Source organism: Cytophaga sp., from assembly GCF_051961495.1.
Classification (GTDB): Bacteria; Bacteroidota; Bacteroidia; order Cytophagales; family Cytophagaceae; genus Cytophaga.
The window spans coordinates 1-15,170 of the sequence record NZ_JBQCDF010000126.1 but is presented as its reverse complement, the minus strand read 5'-3'; the positions used below and the strand labels follow the sequence as shown (position 1 = coordinate 15,170).

Annotated in this window: 16 protein-coding genes; 8 read left to right on the top strand and 8 right to left on the bottom strand. The window is 38.6% G+C overall.

The features are described 5' to 3' along the window. The first annotated feature begins 431 nt into the window (after positions 1 to 431). The 7 genes from ACTHJT_RS06150 (at position 432) to ACTHJT_RS06120 (ending at position 5,482) form a co-directional block, all read left to right on the top strand. Positions 432 to 767, top strand: a complete 336-nt coding sequence (locus tag ACTHJT_RS06150; RefSeq protein ID WP_440237122.1) for a hypothetical protein — start codon at positions 432 to 434, stop codon at positions 765 to 767. A 40-nt stretch (positions 768 to 807) separates the two neighbouring features. After that, positions 808 to 1,107 carry a hypothetical protein gene (locus ACTHJT_RS06145; RefSeq protein WP_440237121.1) on the top strand — a complete coding sequence of 100 codons (300 nt, stop codon included), beginning with the start codon at positions 808 to 810 and terminating at the stop codon, positions 1,105 to 1,107. A 149-nt stretch (positions 1,108 to 1,256) separates the two neighbouring features. Next, positions 1,257 to 2,432 carry a sodium:proton antiporter gene (locus ACTHJT_RS06140; protein WP_440237120.1) on the top strand — a complete coding sequence of 392 codons (1,176 nt, stop codon included), beginning with the start codon at positions 1,257 to 1,259 and terminating at the stop codon, positions 2,430 to 2,432. Between the two features lie 17 nt (positions 2,433 to 2,449). After that, positions 2,450 to 2,737: a GNAT family N-acetyltransferase gene (locus tag ACTHJT_RS06135; RefSeq protein WP_440237119.1), complete on the top strand. Its 288-nt coding sequence runs from the start codon at positions 2,450 to 2,452 to the stop codon at positions 2,735 to 2,737. A gap of 56 nt (positions 2,738 to 2,793) precedes the next feature. Next, a complete protein-coding gene (locus ACTHJT_RS06130; RefSeq protein WP_440237118.1) occupies positions 2,794 to 3,375 on the top strand; it encodes a tRNA-(ms[2]io[6]A)-hydroxylase in 582 nt (193 codons plus the stop codon). Positions 3,376 to 3,561: 186 nt separating this feature from the next. After that, the gene (locus ACTHJT_RS06125; protein ID WP_440237117.1) at positions 3,562 to 4,755 is read left to right on the top strand and encodes an NAD(P)/FAD-dependent oxidoreductase; all 1,194 of its coding nucleotides are present in this window, start codon (positions 3,562 to 3,564) and stop codon (positions 4,753 to 4,755) included. A gap of 76 nt (positions 4,756 to 4,831) precedes the next feature. Further along, positions 4,832 to 5,482: a class I SAM-dependent methyltransferase gene (locus ACTHJT_RS06120; RefSeq protein WP_440237116.1), complete on the top strand. Its 651-nt coding sequence runs from the start codon at positions 4,832 to 4,834 to the stop codon at positions 5,480 to 5,482. 3 nt (positions 5,483 to 5,485) lie between these two features. Here ACTHJT_RS06120 and ACTHJT_RS06115 read toward each other — a convergent pair whose 3' ends face one another. From ACTHJT_RS06115 to ACTHJT_RS06100, 4 genes are all read right to left on the bottom strand, one after another. Further along, positions 5,486 to 5,617, bottom strand: coding sequence for a hypothetical protein (locus ACTHJT_RS06115; protein ID WP_440237115.1), 132 nt, complete (start codon positions 5,615 to 5,617; stop codon positions 5,486 to 5,488). 36 nt (positions 5,618 to 5,653) lie between these two features. Then, positions 5,654 to 5,971 carry a hypothetical protein gene (locus ACTHJT_RS06110; RefSeq protein ID WP_440237114.1) on the bottom strand — a complete coding sequence of 106 codons (318 nt, stop codon included), beginning with the start codon at positions 5,969 to 5,971 and terminating at the stop codon, positions 5,654 to 5,656. Between the two features lie 107 nt (positions 5,972 to 6,078). Beyond that, positions 6,079 to 8,160: a hypothetical protein gene (locus tag ACTHJT_RS06105; RefSeq protein ID WP_440237113.1), complete on the bottom strand. Its 2,082-nt coding sequence runs from the start codon at positions 8,158 to 8,160 to the stop codon at positions 6,079 to 6,081. Continuing rightward, complete coding sequence (locus ACTHJT_RS06100) at positions 8,157 to 8,699, bottom strand: RNA polymerase sigma factor (RefSeq protein WP_440237112.1); 543 nt, start codon at positions 8,697 to 8,699, stop codon at positions 8,157 to 8,159. Before ACTHJT_RS06100 ends, ACTHJT_RS06105 begins: the two co-directional genes overlap by 4 nt. Positions 8,700 to 9,383: 684 nt before the next feature. Here ACTHJT_RS06100 and ACTHJT_RS06095 point away from each other — a divergent pair. Continuing rightward, entirely contained in the window at positions 9,384 to 11,033 is a 1,650-nt protein-coding gene (locus ACTHJT_RS06095; protein ID WP_440237111.1) for an asparagine synthase-related protein, read from the top strand. A 76-nt stretch (positions 11,034 to 11,109) separates the two neighbouring features. Here ACTHJT_RS06095 and ACTHJT_RS06090 read toward each other — a convergent pair whose 3' ends face one another. The 4 genes from ACTHJT_RS06090 to ACTHJT_RS06075 all read right to left on the bottom strand — a co-directional run bounded on the left by ACTHJT_RS06090 (position 11,110) and on the right by ACTHJT_RS06075 (position 15,164). Continuing rightward, the gene (locus ACTHJT_RS06090; protein WP_440237110.1) at positions 11,110 to 12,645 is read right to left on the bottom strand and encodes a WG repeat-containing protein; all 1,536 of its coding nucleotides are present in this window, start codon (positions 12,643 to 12,645) and stop codon (positions 11,110 to 11,112) included. Positions 12,646 to 12,756: 111 nt separating this feature from the next. Beyond that, positions 12,757 to 14,043 carry a sulfate adenylyltransferase subunit CysN gene (cysN, locus tag ACTHJT_RS06085; protein ID WP_440237109.1) on the bottom strand — a complete coding sequence of 429 codons (1,287 nt, stop codon included), beginning with the start codon at positions 14,041 to 14,043 and terminating at the stop codon, positions 12,757 to 12,759. A 30-nt stretch (positions 14,044 to 14,073) separates the two neighbouring features. Further along, entirely contained in the window at positions 14,074 to 14,979 is a 906-nt protein-coding gene (gene cysD, locus ACTHJT_RS06080; protein ID WP_440237108.1) for a sulfate adenylyltransferase subunit CysD, read from the bottom strand. A 20-nt stretch (positions 14,980 to 14,999) separates the two neighbouring features. Then, positions 15,000 to 15,164: an adenylyl-sulfate kinase gene (locus tag ACTHJT_RS06075; protein ID WP_440237123.1), complete on the bottom strand. Its 165-nt coding sequence runs from the start codon at positions 15,162 to 15,164 to the stop codon at positions 15,000 to 15,002. Positions 15,165 to 15,170: the final 6 nt, after the last annotated feature.

Below are 15,170 nucleotides of genomic sequence, written 5' to 3'. Positions count from 1 at the left end.
CTAATCAAAGTTTTACGGGAATCTATCTGTCACTGGAGAAACCAGGCGACTCTTACCCTTCAATTTTCTACTGAATTATAAACGTTTTTTATCCTTTTCTTCAAATCTCTCCTTCAAATTTACCTTATAATGGCCTTTCTTCCAACAAATTAACATCTTTTTGCTAAAATGTTTAGAAAATAATACTAATAAAATTAGTATTTAAAATTAATGCCCCTATATTTGCTAATATTATTAGTAAATATGATCTATGCCCCTGGCATTTTCTAAAAACAGAGTTCCATCTTAATACGATGACACGTGAGGTGGAAGCTGTAAGCTGGTTATGCTTCATCACAGCTGAATGAAGCATAACTATTTTAGAAAATGGCGGGGTGTATGATCGCCAAGCTTTTTAAAAATCATTTCATTTTAACATAGGAGGAAAATTTATGTTTGTTATCAGCGACATTATCAAAAGCATTGGAATGGATATTCAGTATTTATTTTCCATTCTGAAAAAATCAAATTGGTTAACCGGGAACGGCACAGGGGTAACATACTCCTTCCTGAATCTGGAAATTATAAATAACAATGTTTTATCCGGAATGGTGTATATCGGCGAGAAGCTGGTGGATTTTGAGTTGACTTTCCAGGATATCATATACAATACGTTCAGAATTGATAAATACACTTTTCTGGTAAAATCATCAGAAGCCATTACTGTTTTTGTAGACGGTGATGAGTCTAATACTGTGCCTCTTATAAAAATGCGTAATCTGAAATAAATCCTGTAACGACCGACTAAAAGTTTATATGGAAACAGACATGAGTTTTTTTGAAGAAGTACATTTACGGGAAGCTGCTGCAGAGAAAAAAGTCTCTCGCAGCAACCCGTTGAATTTTAAAACAGGTTTGCTGGCCGGCGCGTTGTCAGTCATTGCCATCCTGCTTGTTGTAAGCTTTCAGAGCAGCAGCAAAGACAGCAATTTTGAAGCGCTTGCACTGCACCTGGATTCGATCCAGATCCAACAGAATGCACGCATGATTCAATTGCTGGAAACCAATACCAAACGAGACACAACCATTGTACATATTATTACACCCGATTTTAAAACCGAACAATAGGAATAGATATTTATTGTTTCTTTCAGTATAGTTTATTTTCCGGAAGGGCTTTATAGCAATATAAAGCCCTTTTTGTATCTTTAGCGCGCCCTGTCTCTGCGCAAAAAGAAAAGATCGGCGCGCAGGATACATTATCTTTTCAAACTGTTATGAATATTTTAATCGCCGTTTGTTCCTTATTGCTGCTGGCTTATATTTTTGACCTGACATCACATTTAACAAAAATTCCTTCAGTTATATTATTACTTGTTGCCGGCTGGCTGGTGCGACAGGCATGCATGGTATTTGAGATTACCATGCCTAATCTCAACCCCTTATTGCCGGTGCTGGGAACCGTAGGATTGATCCTGATTGTACTGGAAGGCGCGCTGGAACTAAAAGTTGATAAGACCAAATTACCCATGATCCGGAAATCGGTTGTGGTAGCTCTTGTTCCCATGGTTGTACTTGCATTCCTGTTAGGCTACTTTTTTCAGTTTATTGGTGGTTATACATTGAAAGATAGTCTTACTTACGCGCTGCCATTTTGTGTGATCAGCAGCGCCATTGCGATTCCTACGGTTAAGACATTTCATTCGGATATCCGCGACTTTGTGGTTTTCGAAACCAGTCTTTCTGATATTCTGGGCGTATTATTCTTTAATTTTGTTGCCTTGAATAGTGTCATAACAACCGATTCACTCATCGATTTTTTTAAAGACATTGCAATCATTACCGTACTATCATTTGTTGCCACGATCATTCTGTCTATGCTGATGACACGGGTGGATCATCATATTAAATACAGTCCGATTATTATTGTCGTCATTTTATTTTATGGCATTTCCAAAATCTATCATTTACCTGGTTTAATATTTATTATTATTTTCGGTCTGCTGCTGGGAAATGTTATGGAAATAGGTAAGTACAAGCCTTTCCGCAAAATTCGTTATATGGCAATTGCGGCTGAAGTTGAAAAGCTGCACGAACTCTGCATAGAAGCAGCTTTCCTGGTCCGGGCGCTGTTTTTTCTGCTGTTTGGTTTTTTGATGGATACAGTTGAAATTGTTAATCCCGATACCATTCCATACGCACTTGGCATTGTATCAGCAATCATTGTAATCCGTATGGTACAGTTGCTGATTTATAAACTGCCGTTAATGCCCTTGTTATTCATTGCACCGAGAGGCCTGATTACGATTCTGCTCTTCGTAGCAATCGTACCGGAACCAACCGGTCCGTTTTCATTTAAATCGCTGGTGATACAGGTGATCGTGCTGACCGCGCTGGTGATGATGTTTGGTGTTATGTTTGCACCTAAACACCTGCGCACAAAAAATGATTAAATAGAACTGCCTGATATATGAACATTAACATCAACCACATTGCCGGAGATAAAAAAGGATATTTCACAGCAACGGAAAATTCCGTTGAAGTAGGCCGCATTACCTACGTCATGGCCGGCGATACGAAACTTGTGATCGAACATACCGAAGTGAACCCCACACACGAAGGCAATGGCATCGGAAAGAAGCTGGTATTTGCCGTAGTTGATTACGCGATGGCACATGGCCTGAAAATACTGCCGGTATGTCCGTTTGCAAAAGCGCTGTTTGAAAAGATGCCGGAACTCCGTCCGGTGCTTTTCTAATGCATTCAATCCGTGACATTTTTAGTATCTTTGTACTTCATTCATTCCTTTGATTTATGCTGGGATTAAAATTACCGACAGACCCGCGCTGGGTTGAGATTGTTGAATCCAACATTCCTGAGATCTTAACCGATCACGCTTACTGCGAACAGAAAGCTACAACCAATGCTATGTACATTGTGATCAATTTTCCGGAGTATACAGAACTGGTAAGTGATATGATTGATCTGGCACAGGAAGAACTGCAGCATTTTAAAATGGTGCATGACATTATTAAAAAAAGAGGGCTGGTATTGGGCCGTGAACGCAAGGATCCTTACGCGGGGGATATTTATGCCTTCATGCGCAAAGGGCACATCCGTAAATATGTATTGATAGATCGTTTATTATTTTCAGCATTGATTGAAGCACGCAGCTGCGAACGTTTCCGTTTGCTGAGCGAACAGATCAAAGATGAGGAATTGAAAAACTTCTATCGTGAATTGATGATCAGCGAAGCAACACATTATACAACATTCATCAACTACGCCCGTAAATACAGTGAAGGCGAAGACATTGATAAACGCTGGCAGGAATTTTTAGCGTACGAAGCAACAGTGATTGCCAGGTATGGAGAGAGTGCGACGATGCACGGATGATTTCTAGTTGAAAGTGTAGAGTGTAAAGTGTATGTGTGTGGCAGAACAATTTTCGACACATCTTGTAATACAGCAGTTAATAATTACAGCTTATATTAAACTGACCAAGGATTACACTTTACACTTGTTCCTTCTGAAATAAACATTCGGTCCGCAATACAATTATTCGCCCAACCTTATACTCTATTGAAATCAATTGCAATCATCGGTGGTGGACCTGCAGCGCTTATGCTGGCTGCCATGCTGGATGAAAAAAAATATACGGTTCATATCTATGAAAAGAATGCTGCTGTTGGCCGTAAATTTTTAGTGGCAGGTGATGGTGGCTTTAATCTCACACATTCGGAAGATATAGAAATATTCGTTACACGTTATACACCACAATATTTTTTAGAAGAAGCACTTCGTACATTTTCAAACAAACATCTTTGCGACTGGCTGGCTGGCATAGGAATAGCGACCTATACCGGTTCAAGCAAGCGGATTTTCCCGGTACAGGGAATCAAACCCATTGATGTACTGAATGCATTTATTGAAAAGTTAAAAACCACGGGTGTACAAATTCATACCCGGTATGACTGGATAGGCTGGAATGAACACAATGCACTGCAGTTTTTAACGAAGGAAGGAACAGTATCAATAAACGCAGATGTTGTTGTTTTTGCTTTGGGTGGTGGCAGCTGGAAGGTAACAGGTTCTGATGGATCGTGGCTGAACCTGTTTCTGCAAAAGGGCATTGAAGTGAACCCGCTTCAGGCTTCGAATTGTGCCTGGCAAATTCAGTGGCCTGCTGAATTTGTTGCAAAGCATGAAGGCAGGTGGCTTAAGAACATTTCTGTATCTACAGAAGGTGGGGAACGGAAAGGAGAAATGGTTATAACCGCATCCGGTGTTGAGGGCGGCGCTGTTTATGCATTAAGCCCGCTATTGAGAAAACAGCTCAATGAAAAAGGTATTGCTGAAATAAAGATCGATTTCAAACCAACATTTTCAAAAGAAGAACTTGTTCAAAAGCTTTCGGTTAAATCCGGTAAGTCTTTTACTGAAAGTTTAATGAAAGAATTAAAACTGACGGACATACAGATTGCTTTATTGAAGGCTTATGTGTCGAAGGAAAATTTTATGGATGTTGTTAAACTTGCTGAATGGGTTAAGAGCTTTACATTACCTGTAACAGGTGCTGGTCCGATAGATGAAGCGATCTCAACGGTAGGTGGCATATGTTTAGATGAAGTAGATGGAAATTTTCAACTGAAAAAAATATCTCAGCATTATGTGATTGGTGAAATGCTGGATTGGGATGCACCTACTGGTGGTTACTTATTGCAAGGCTGTTTCAGCATGGGAGCAGCAGTGGCAAAACACCTGAATGCAGATTAATCAGGTAATGAAATATTTATTTTTTTTAAAATAAATATTCTGAAGAACAATGCTTTTAAATTAATAATTTATATCAATGGAAGAAGAACAGCTCAAAGCCATAGCCGCACAACTCCGTGAACCTCATGGCAGCAAAGGTTCAGAAATGGGGGATCTGATGAATGAGTCAAACGGAAACATGATACGTCAAACGATCAATAGTCTGAGTCTACAGGATGGCGATCAGATACTGGAACTGGGGCATGGCAACTGTGGGCATCTGCAATATATCCTGGACCGCTATAAGGTTTCGTATTACGGACTCGAAATATCAGACTTGATGCATGCTGAAGCGCAGCAGATCAATAAAGCTTATATTGAAAAAAAGCAAGCTTTCTTTTTTATGTATGATGGAACGGATATTCCTTTTGCTGAAAATTATTTTGATAAAGCATATACCGTCAACACGCTTTATTTCTGGACTGATCCGGTAAAACTGTTAAATGATATTTGTCGTGTAATGAAACCCGGCGGTGAATTTAGTATTGGCTTTGCGCAAAAATCGTTTATGGCGCAGCTGCCTTTCACCAAATACGGCTTTACCTTATACGATACAAAAGAAGCCCAAGCTCTGGCTGCTAAAAGTAATTTTAAAATATTAAAAACAGAAACACAGGTTGAGAAGATCAAAGGTAAAATCGGCGGACTGATTGACCGGGAGTTTACCATACTGACGTTGGTCAAATAAGAATTAATCGCAGCCCTGCGGGCATGGTCTCTTCCTGGTCATTTTGCCGCCGTATTGCCCTGCCTTGGATGAAGAGCAACCGGATAAAACAATAAGCGTTACCGAAACAGATAATATATAAAGGATTTTTTTCATGTTTCGATAACGCTTATTTTGTCTTTATTGGTATAACTAGCGGATAAAATTTTTAAACCATTCCTGGAAATACTCTCCTACATAAAACACGGGTTTTTCCTCTTCCTTTAAGGCACTCAATAAGCCAAGAATCCAAAGTGCCAGACAGGCAAGTTCAAAAGGAAAAAGAAGAAAATATACCCGGAAGAAACCCAGGATTATGGAACCGGCAATAAACATCAATTGTAACCCCAGGGTTTGTCTCAGGTGAAAACGCGCAATGGAATCTTTGGTACGATTGTCCAGATACAAGACAAAAGCAAGTATCCATATCACAGGAATATAAGATAGCAGGGCGATTGATTTTCCGTTCATAGTAGTTTTAAATACGGTGAATACGTAAATTTAAATAAAATTACATATTCACCGTATTGGGAGAGAATACTATTTTAGAAAGAAGCTTGGGTATTATTCCCGCAAATTTAAAAACTTATCCGGATACCGGTTTGAAGTCCCAACATTAATAATGTTTGTTTTATAGGGGCCTGCTTGTCGAACAGATTTGAGAAGTAGTAAGTGACGACTGGTTCAGCGAATACAGAGCAGCTTCTTGAAAAGGCATAATAACCGCCAATTGAAAACGATCCGCCGAGGGAAATATTCTTCCTGGAATGATAACCGATAATTTTATCTTCAGTTTCATTCAGATAGGTTACGGAATAAAGCTGATAATTAATCAGCAGGCTTGTTCGCGCCAGCAGGGATAACCGGTCTGTGACCGAGTAACCGTAAGCAATATAAATAGGGATAGAAAAATTCTGATATTGATCAATGAATTTTTTTGTTTGTGTGGTGAAGCTATTGATTGCTGAGGAATCTGTTTTAACAAAATACTGTCTATGGATATAGGTTCCCTGGATAGAATCATAAATACTGTCTGTCTTGGTATATCCCTGGAATGTGTAATAGCTGGAGTCCAGCGTTTTTTGACTCAGGTATGAAGCCTGGCTCATGCTGGAATATTGCAAGCCGATTCCTAATTCAATTTTTTTACTGAGTGCATAATTCATGCGTAAGCCGGCAGTGATACCTGAGCCGGTGCGGGTATTCTGATTTCGGTTTTGAATAAATTTATTCAGGGAATCTTCGCTGCTCACGGTAGAAGTATTGGCAGCGGTATAGATATATCCGAACGCAGGGGTGATAAATCCGTCAAAGCTGCATTTTGATAAGAAGGCTGATGTGTGTCTTTTCTGCTCTTCAGATATTGTTGTGATAGCTTCAGGATTTTGTTGAGTGCTGTTGCTATCAATGATTTTTTTGTTTGTGTTGACAGAATCGATTTTATTATTTATTGTGTTTGCAGCAGAAGCAATTATTGCCGGGTTATCCGGTACAGTCATGGAATCTATAAAATAGGCGCGCACATCCGAAAGCTCATCTGCAGATCCTTGCTGGTTGTTTTTATTCTGCTCTGTTTGAATGCTGTTTGATTTATTTGTATTCTTAGCATTTGTGTCTTCTGTCTGCGGGTTATTTCGTGTTACAGATGCAATACCTGCAATATTTTCTACTGCATGATTGTTGCTGTCTGTGTTATTTGAAACAGAATTATCTGTACTGTTTGCCGTATCAGTAATTTCTCCGGAAAAATGTTTTTGGGAAGCGAGCGCAATTGCATCATCTCTATTGGTTGTTGTATTTTCTGGATCAACAACAGTAATTGTCCGGTTGTTTTCCTGCGAAGTTTCTGAGTCTGCAGATAGATGTTCTGAATTTTTATTTACTGTGTTATTGTGCTGTAAACCTGTGTCAGGAGCTGCGTCTGTGTTTACATCCGGTTTTTTGCCTGTTCCAGTTGAACTGATTGTGCCCAATGCAGACAGGTTTATTTTATCTATTAAATTTTCCTGGCTCGTATGATTGTTATTTTTTGTACCTGCATTACCAGTGTTTGTATGATTAATCACGGTTGTTGTACGTTGATCAGCAAAATGGTTCTGAGTTGCAGCAGCTGTAGTATTTGTATGGTTTGTATGTTTAGCATTTTCCGGAGATATACGCATATTGCTTGTAAAGTCAGTATGTTTATTTGCCGGGGTTGAATTGTTCAGGGTTGATATTTTTGAATCAGATTGATTCTTGCCCGATGCGGACAGCGTTTGCTTGCTGTTACTTACATACTCTGCTGTTGATGTTGTATGCAGAGATTCGTTTGTTATATTCTTTAAGTCATCAGAAGATGTGTGGCTATTTTTGTTTGAAGGCGTATTGGTTTTTTGTGTTATAGAAGTATGCGCTGGCACAGAATAAACAGCACCGGATGTTGTTGCTGTGTGTTGCTGTTTGTTTACCGGACGGAACAGATAGATACCTGTAGTAAGAATGCTTAGGGCAAGAAAAGAAATGATAAATGGATTTTTAAAGAGCGCGCCACCTTTGTTGCCTGGTTCGGGGGGCAATTTTGATTCAATGGACTTCCATAAATTTGAAGGAACATGTGCTTCATGTCCATTCAATTTGTCTTTTATGGCTTTGTCCATACGATCTGTATTGTCTTTCATAACGTTATAACCCCTTTCTGAAGAAGTTTATTTTTTAATAAAGTCCTTCCTTTAGCAAGTTGTGATTTTGAAGTTCCTTCTGAAATACACAACAATTCACCGATCTCTTTGTGTGTATAGCCTTCAACGACATACATGTTGAATACCATACGGTATCCGTCTGGCAAAGTTTGAATAGTCTCCAGTAATTCATCTGCAGAAATTTTTGAAATAATATCTGCTACATCATCGCTTTCTTCTTCAACCTCAACATAGTCTGTCTGCGTTTGTTTGAATTTATCTTTATGGTAATGATTGATAGCAGTGGTTACTACAATCCGCTTGAGCCAGCCCTCGAAGGAGCCTTTGTACTCATATGTGTGAATGGAGTTGAAGATTTTAATGAATGCGTCCTGCAGAATATCTTCGGCTTCAAATGTTGTGAATGCATAGCGCATGGCAATAGAAAGCAGCCTCCCTGCATACAGCTGATACAGGGATTCAAAGGACTTATGTTTTCCTTTTTTACAACCTTCTATGAGATCTTTCTCTACATTCATTAAAATTAAATAAGTACAGAAGAGTACGCCTGCAGTATTTTATTTATAGCTGATACAATGTGTATGAGTTTCCGAATTTTATAGAAACTAACTTCAGCCTGAACAACAATTTACTAAATAGTTTGTAATACAGAGGCAGTATTTGCTTGGTCAATGCATTCCTGATTCTGTAATTAATCTTCTTCAGTATTTTGGGCCATATCGTCCTTTTTATAAACCGAATAAATAAAGCACAAAGCAGTTGCTATCAGTGTAATGATACCAATCGGAAGCTCTTTCAAGTATATAGATCGTTGGTTTGATTATAAGACACGAGGTATGAGAAAAGGGTTGCCTGGGAGTAAAAAAAGTTGACAGAAGGATGTTTCAGTGATTCAATCGCATGGGATCCTTATAAATTCTTAAAGAAATTACATAGTTATAAGGGGAAGCATAACGGTCAATTGCAGAAACAGGGGCATATTTACTGACAGAAGTTTTAGTTTTGCGTAAAAAAGCAGATATTTAGGTCATTAATGAATTTATTTTTTTCTGAAACAGATCAGAATTTATTTTAAAAGACACTCCGTGTTTGAAAATTCATTGAAATATTGAATCGTTTTTTATGAAATGTTATAAGTCGGTATGGGTACAGTGATTTCGGAAAAATGTTCATTTATAAAAAACAAAGGTGATTTCTCTTTTTTGATTAATAGAAAAGGTGAAATAGATATACAAGGAGCCCCATCTCTGAAAATATCTTCAACCGCCATTCAGGTTTTTGTAGATGGTGTCATTTATAATAAGAATGAGGACGAATTGATCCGTGCATTTGAAGCGCATGGTATTGCTGCAGCGGATCAGCTGGAGGGAAGCTTTGCCTTGTTTATAATCATCGGAAAAACTTTTTATTTTATAACCGATAAAGCCAATTCAAAAAAAATATTTTATGCGGATTTGGATGGCGAATGGTTTGTCTCCAATAATATTGATTGTCTTCCGAAGCAAAGATGCACGATCAGTCCGGAAGGTTTTGCCTGTTTCCTGGCAAACGGTGTTATGCTGAATACACTTACGTTGTATAAAGAAATAAAATCTGCGCGTGGCGCAAGTATCCATTCCATTAAAGAGCACAAGTTTTCTGTGGAACAATACTGGCAATATCATTTTGATTATTCTAAAACAGCGCATAAATCTGAAGATGAACTTGAGAAAGAGCTTGAAGATTTATTGATTGAAAGTATCAGGGAAATGGCTCCTGCGGTAACTCATGCTGCAGTTTCATTGAGCGCAGGTTATGATATCAGGGGTATTTTAGCAATCGTTCATAAGTATACCCGGATTCCTGAAGTCTCCTGTTTCTCGTATGCAGCCACAGGAAACACGAAAACAAATTCTGATTCTATATTGGCAAAACGGATTGCTGAAGCATGCGGGTATTCACATACTACATATCCTACCTATACCGGTAATCTGGTTAAGCACATAATCGATAATGCGCGGCTGGGGAAAGCCATTACAAATTATTGTGATGAGATAGAAACATGGAACATGCTTGCAGAAAGCAATTCTTATACAGACCTGATCGTTGGCGAGGAGTGTTTTGGCTATTTCAAAGAGCCGCTTGAAACAAAGGGAAAATTATTTTCACTCCTTGCTATAAACGGGCCGGGAAGCATTGGTTGGCTGAAAAGTTTTGTAGATAAAGATTTTTATACATTGCTGAACCAACATCTTGCTCAGCTGCAGGATGAAATCTACGAACGATTGGAAAAATATGAGGATGTAGATGACAAAAAAGATTTTCTGTATTTTGATCAGCGCATGAATCATGTGCTGCTTCCATGGAGGGAAAATATTTGTAGCCAGGTAGGTTGTGTACACAATCCTTTGATGCATAGTAAAATTTTAGAATTTATTAATACCTTACCACCCGTGCATCGGCACAGGAAAATTCTTTTTAAGCGAACGATACAAAAAATGTTCCCGGAGTTGTTTGCTATAGGTTTTGCTACAGCTTCAGGATACACGATCAACTGGGAGCTGGAGATACGGAGAAATAAAGCGAAGCTGATTGAATTTGTTGAATCAACAGACAGTTTGTTAGATTCAATTATTCCCAAAAAGAAAATTGTTCAAATGATCAAAAGCCAGAGTTCAATCAAAGGCATCGCTTCCAAAAATAAAACGCGGATCATTTTTTACCTGAGAAAGAATTATAAAATATTCAATGTGCTGATTTCGCCATTCATTGGTCCTCTGAATAGTCATGTAAGTACCGGGTACGTATTTCCGGATTTCATGATTCTGCGTTTGCTTATGATTCGTGCGGAATTGCAGCAGCAGCCTGAATAAAAAATCATCCTTCAATAAAAATCCCGGCTCATGCATATGAACCGGGATTTTTATTTGAGAGCAGTTTCAGATATTTTTATTTTATCTGCGACAATACAGGTTTGTTTTCTTCGTCAAATGTCATTTCGTAATACAAGCCCTTGTCAAAAACTATACATGTGTCCTTATAATCATACACAATCAGATCGTATTGAAGCGGTACAATCACATTGCCTGATTTTTTTTCGATCATGCCGTATTTTTTATTTTTCGTGACAATCACACCTCTTTCTTTTGTAGGCATTGCATCATCGTATGCACTCACATCCACAAGGAATTGACCTTTGCTGTCAAGCAGTATCTTTTCTTTCCCTTTAAAAGTCAGATAATAGCTATTGTAGTATCCATCGCGAATGAATTTGATTTCATCATAAATTGCATCCGTTATGAAATTGTAATTATAGTCAATGAGTCCGTATTTGTTTCCCTTTTTATAGATGGACTGGTTTGAATCAGTTTTCCTGAAGTCATAAATAAATCCTTCAACAATGGTTCCATCGTATTTAATGATGCCGTATAAATCATTCTTTTTTGCGAAAATGCGTTGGTTGTTATACACCTGTATGTCCTGATAAATGCATGGGGTTGTTTCCTTAAACGTCAGCCTGTCAACAATGCCAAAGAGATTATTTTTTTGCACGACAAACAAATCTGTTTGCGTAGTGATTTTGTCGTATATAAAATCAACCAGAACTCTATTATCATACGTGATAATACCATACTTATCATTCTTTTTTGCAACTGCAAAGCCCGAAGATGAATAGTACGAGCTCCTGAATTCCTGATAAACAACAGGAACAACAATGTTGTTCTTAGAATCTACAATTCCTTTAAGATTATTTTTCGTGACCAGAAAAAATCCCTGGGAAATATTTTCGACTTCTGAATAGGTTGAATCAATGATTGTGAACGTTGCTCTATCATACCAATCAATGTTTCCATTTTCTTTTTTCCCCATAAAATACCCTGTTGAATAATCATAAACATCATTATATTTTGCAGGGATGACCCATTTTCTTTGTTCAAAGTCATAGATTCCTTTTTTGCCTTTGTATTTCAAAATAAGATATTCATCTCTTTCAGAAATGTAATCATATATAAAAGGGAGTACTTCTTTGCCTTCTGTGTCTATAATTCCATAAGACCCGTTTATAGATGCAATGAAATTCTTTTTCTTATACTGGCTCAGGGAAGCGTATTTCAATGGAATAATAAAAGAACCGTGTTTATCAATCGTGCCGCTGTAGTTACCTATTGAGACAATAGCAAAACCTTCTGAAAAGTAATCGCCCTTGTCATATATTCTTGGGATTACTAAGTTGCCGTGGTCATTCACATATCCATATTTGCGGGAATCTTTTATAAGTAAGTAAGAAGGTGTTAATTTTTCAGCACACTCGGCGCAGGCATTCGATATTTCCCTCATCATTATGGGCGCTTCTTCTACAACTTGATCCGCTTTAATTTGAGGCGGGATAAATTGAGTCTGATTCTTCTTGCTCTTTTTTGATTGCCCGAATGTATGACCGGCAAACAACATGCTGCATAATAACAATAGCGATAGTTTTTTCATAGGGGATACTATTTTGAACAGTTTATTTGCAAAAATATAAAAGTATAAATAAATAAAGCCTCAATCCGATGATGGTCGAGGCTTTCTTAAATGTTTGTCTGTTATGAAATCTTATAAGATCATACCCGCACCAACAGTTTCATTGGTGAATTCATCTACCAGAATAACACTGCCTGTGATACGGTTTTTGTTGTAGCTATCGTAGAACAACGGACTTGTTGTACGGATCAATACACGTCCGATATCGTTCAGCCCGATTGTTTTATCATCCTCAATTTTGTGCAGCGTATTGATGTTGATTTTGTAACGGACATCTTTAATTACACAACGGGCATCTTTTGTAGTATGCTTGATTGAATACTTTCCGCCCGGAGTCATCTTCTTTTCATTCAGCCAGCAAAGCATCAATTCAATGTCCTGACCAACTTCCGGCTGGTTGTTCGGCTTAACGATCATGTCGCCGCGGCTGATATCGATGTTATCTTCCAGCGTCATGGTTACAGACATAGGAGGGAAAGCTTCCTGAAGCTGACCGTCGATTGTTTCAACCGTTTTGATTTTTGTAGTTAAGCCTGAAGGTAAATGCATCACCTCATCGCCAGGTTTGAATACACCGCCTTCAATTCTTCCTGCAAAACCTCTGAAGTCGTGGAACTCATCAGACTGAGGACGAATTACATATTGTACAGGAAAGCGGGAATCAATCATGTTCAGGTCAGAAGCGATGTTTACTGTTTCCAGTGTGTACATCAATGTACCGCCCTGATACCATGGCATGTTTTCAGAAGGATCAACCACGTTATCACCCAGCAATGCAGAGATTGGAATGAAACGGATATCCGGGATCGATAATTTAGAAGCGAAGTTTGTATAGTCTTCACGGATCTTGTTGAATTTCTCTTCACTGAAATCCACTAAGTCCATTTTATTTACGCAAACAACAACGTGTTTGATCTGTAATAAAGAAGCAATGAATGAGTGGCGGCAGGTCTGTTCAATAACACCGTGACGTGCATCAATCAAAATGATTGCAAGGTTTGCAGTAGATGCACCCGTAACCATGTTACGTGTGTATTGTACGTGACCCGGAGTATCTGCAACAATGAATTTACGTTTTGGTGTAGCGAAGTAACGGTAAGCAACATCAATGGTGATACCTTGTTCGCGCTCTGCTCTTAAACCATCTGTTAGTAAAGAAAGGTCAACATAACCTTTACCTTTACGTGTACTGATTTCTTCAATCTGTTCCATCTGATCTTCAAAGATTGCCTTTGAGTCATATAACAAACGGCCGATCAATGTACTTTTACCATCATCCACACTACCGGCAGTAGTGAAGCGAAGTAAGTCCATGTTTAAATAGCTTTCGTTTGTGATGGTTTCTTTAGTCTGATGCATAATATATCTTAAATGCGTTAAACGCTTAAATTAAAAGTATCCTTGTTTTTTACGGTCTTCCATGGCAGCTTCTGAACGTTTATCGTCAGCTCTTGTTCCACGTTCAGTCTGGCGGGCCGAAGCAACTTCCTGAATTACTTCTTCCAATGTTGCTGCGTTTGATTCAACAGCACCTGTACAGGTCATGTCACCAACAGTACGGAAACGTACCTGCATGTTTTCAACCGTTTCCCCTTTTAATAAAGTAATGTACGGAGAATTGTAAAGCAGCGTGCCGCCACGGTTTACAACATCTCTTCTGTGTGTGAAATAAATACTTGGGATATCCAGTTTTTCAGAATAAATATATTGCCATACATCCATTTCTGTCCAGTTACTCAATGGGAAAATTCTGAAGTTTTCACCCTGGTGTTTTTTACCATTATATAAGTTCCACAATTCCGGACGCTGGTTTTTAGGATCCCACTGACCGAATTCGTCTCTGTGAGAGAAGAAACGTTCTTTCGCACGCGCTTTCTCTTCGTCGCGGCGTGCACCACCGAAGCATGCATCAAACTTGAATTCTTCAATTGTATCAAGCAGGGTGATTGTCTGTAAACCGTTACGGCTGGGGTTTGGTCCTTTTTCTTCAACGGCACGGCCTTGATCAATGGAATCCTGAACGTAACGAACGATCAAGGTAGCACCGATCTCACGAACCATTTTATCTCTGAACTCAATTGTCTCTTCAAAGTTGTGACCAGTGTCAACGTGAACCAATGGAAAAGGAATCTTTGCAGGAAAGAAAGCCTTTTGCGCCAAACGTACCATTACAATTGAATCTTTACCACCTGAGAATAAAAGCGCCGGACGCTCAAACTGAGCAGCAACTTCGCGCATCATAAAGATCGCTTCAGATTCAAGTTGTTTTAAATGGGATAGTGTATATGAATTCATAAATCTATTGGAATACTGAATTAGTAGGTAATTTTAGGAAGGATGGCAGTAAGAATCTGCTGCAGGCAGTCTTCAAGGCTATGCAGGTCTGTACGAACCTCTAAGGAAGGAGCTTTTGGATGTTCAAACGGAGAATCAATACCTGTAAAGTTTTTGATTTCACCGGCACGTGCTTTTTTGTACAAACCTTT

Excerpts from the sequence above, each read along its gene's own strand:
- ACTHJT_RS06150 (WP_440237122.1), top strand. The coding sequence starts at position 432 with ATGTTTGTTATCAGCGACATTATCAAAAGCATTGGAATGGATATTCAG.
- ACTHJT_RS06145 (WP_440237121.1), top strand. The coding sequence starts at position 808 with ATGAGTTTTTTTGAAGAAGTACATTTACGGGAAGCTGCTGCAGAGAAA.
- ACTHJT_RS06140 (WP_440237120.1), top strand. The coding sequence starts at position 1,257 with ATGAATATTTTAATCGCCGTTTGTTCCTTATTGCTGCTGGCTTATATT.
- ACTHJT_RS06135 (WP_440237119.1), top strand. The coding sequence starts at position 2,450 with ATGAACATTAACATCAACCACATTGCCGGAGATAAAAAAGGATATTTC.
- ACTHJT_RS06130 (WP_440237118.1), top strand. The coding sequence starts at position 2,794 with ATGCTGGGATTAAAATTACCGACAGACCCGCGCTGGGTTGAGATTGTT.
- ACTHJT_RS06120 (WP_440237116.1), top strand. The coding sequence starts at position 4,832 with ATGGAAGAAGAACAGCTCAAAGCCATAGCCGCACAACTCCGTGAACCT.
- ACTHJT_RS06115 (WP_440237115.1), bottom strand. The coding sequence starts at position 5,617 with ATGAAAAAAATCCTTTATATATTATCTGTTTCGGTAACGCTTATTGTT.
- ACTHJT_RS06110 (WP_440237114.1), bottom strand. The coding sequence starts at position 5,971 with ATGAACGGAAAATCAATCGCCCTGCTATCTTATATTCCTGTGATATGG.
- ACTHJT_RS06105 (WP_440237113.1), bottom strand. The coding sequence starts at position 8,160 with ATGAAAGACAATACAGATCGTATGGACAAAGCCATAAAAGACAAATTG.
- ACTHJT_RS06100 (WP_440237112.1), bottom strand. The coding sequence starts at position 8,699 with ATGAATGTAGAGAAAGATCTCATAGAAGGTTGTAAAAAAGGAAAACAT.
- ACTHJT_RS06090 (WP_440237110.1), bottom strand. The coding sequence starts at position 12,645 with ATGAAAAAACTATCGCTATTGTTATTATGCAGCATGTTGTTTGCCGGT.
- cysN (WP_440237109.1), bottom strand. The coding sequence starts at position 14,043 with ATGCATCAGACTAAAGAAACCATCACAAACGAAAGCTATTTAAACATG.
- cysD (WP_440237108.1), bottom strand. The coding sequence starts at position 14,979 with ATGAATTCATATACACTATCCCATTTAAAACAACTTGAATCTGAAGCG.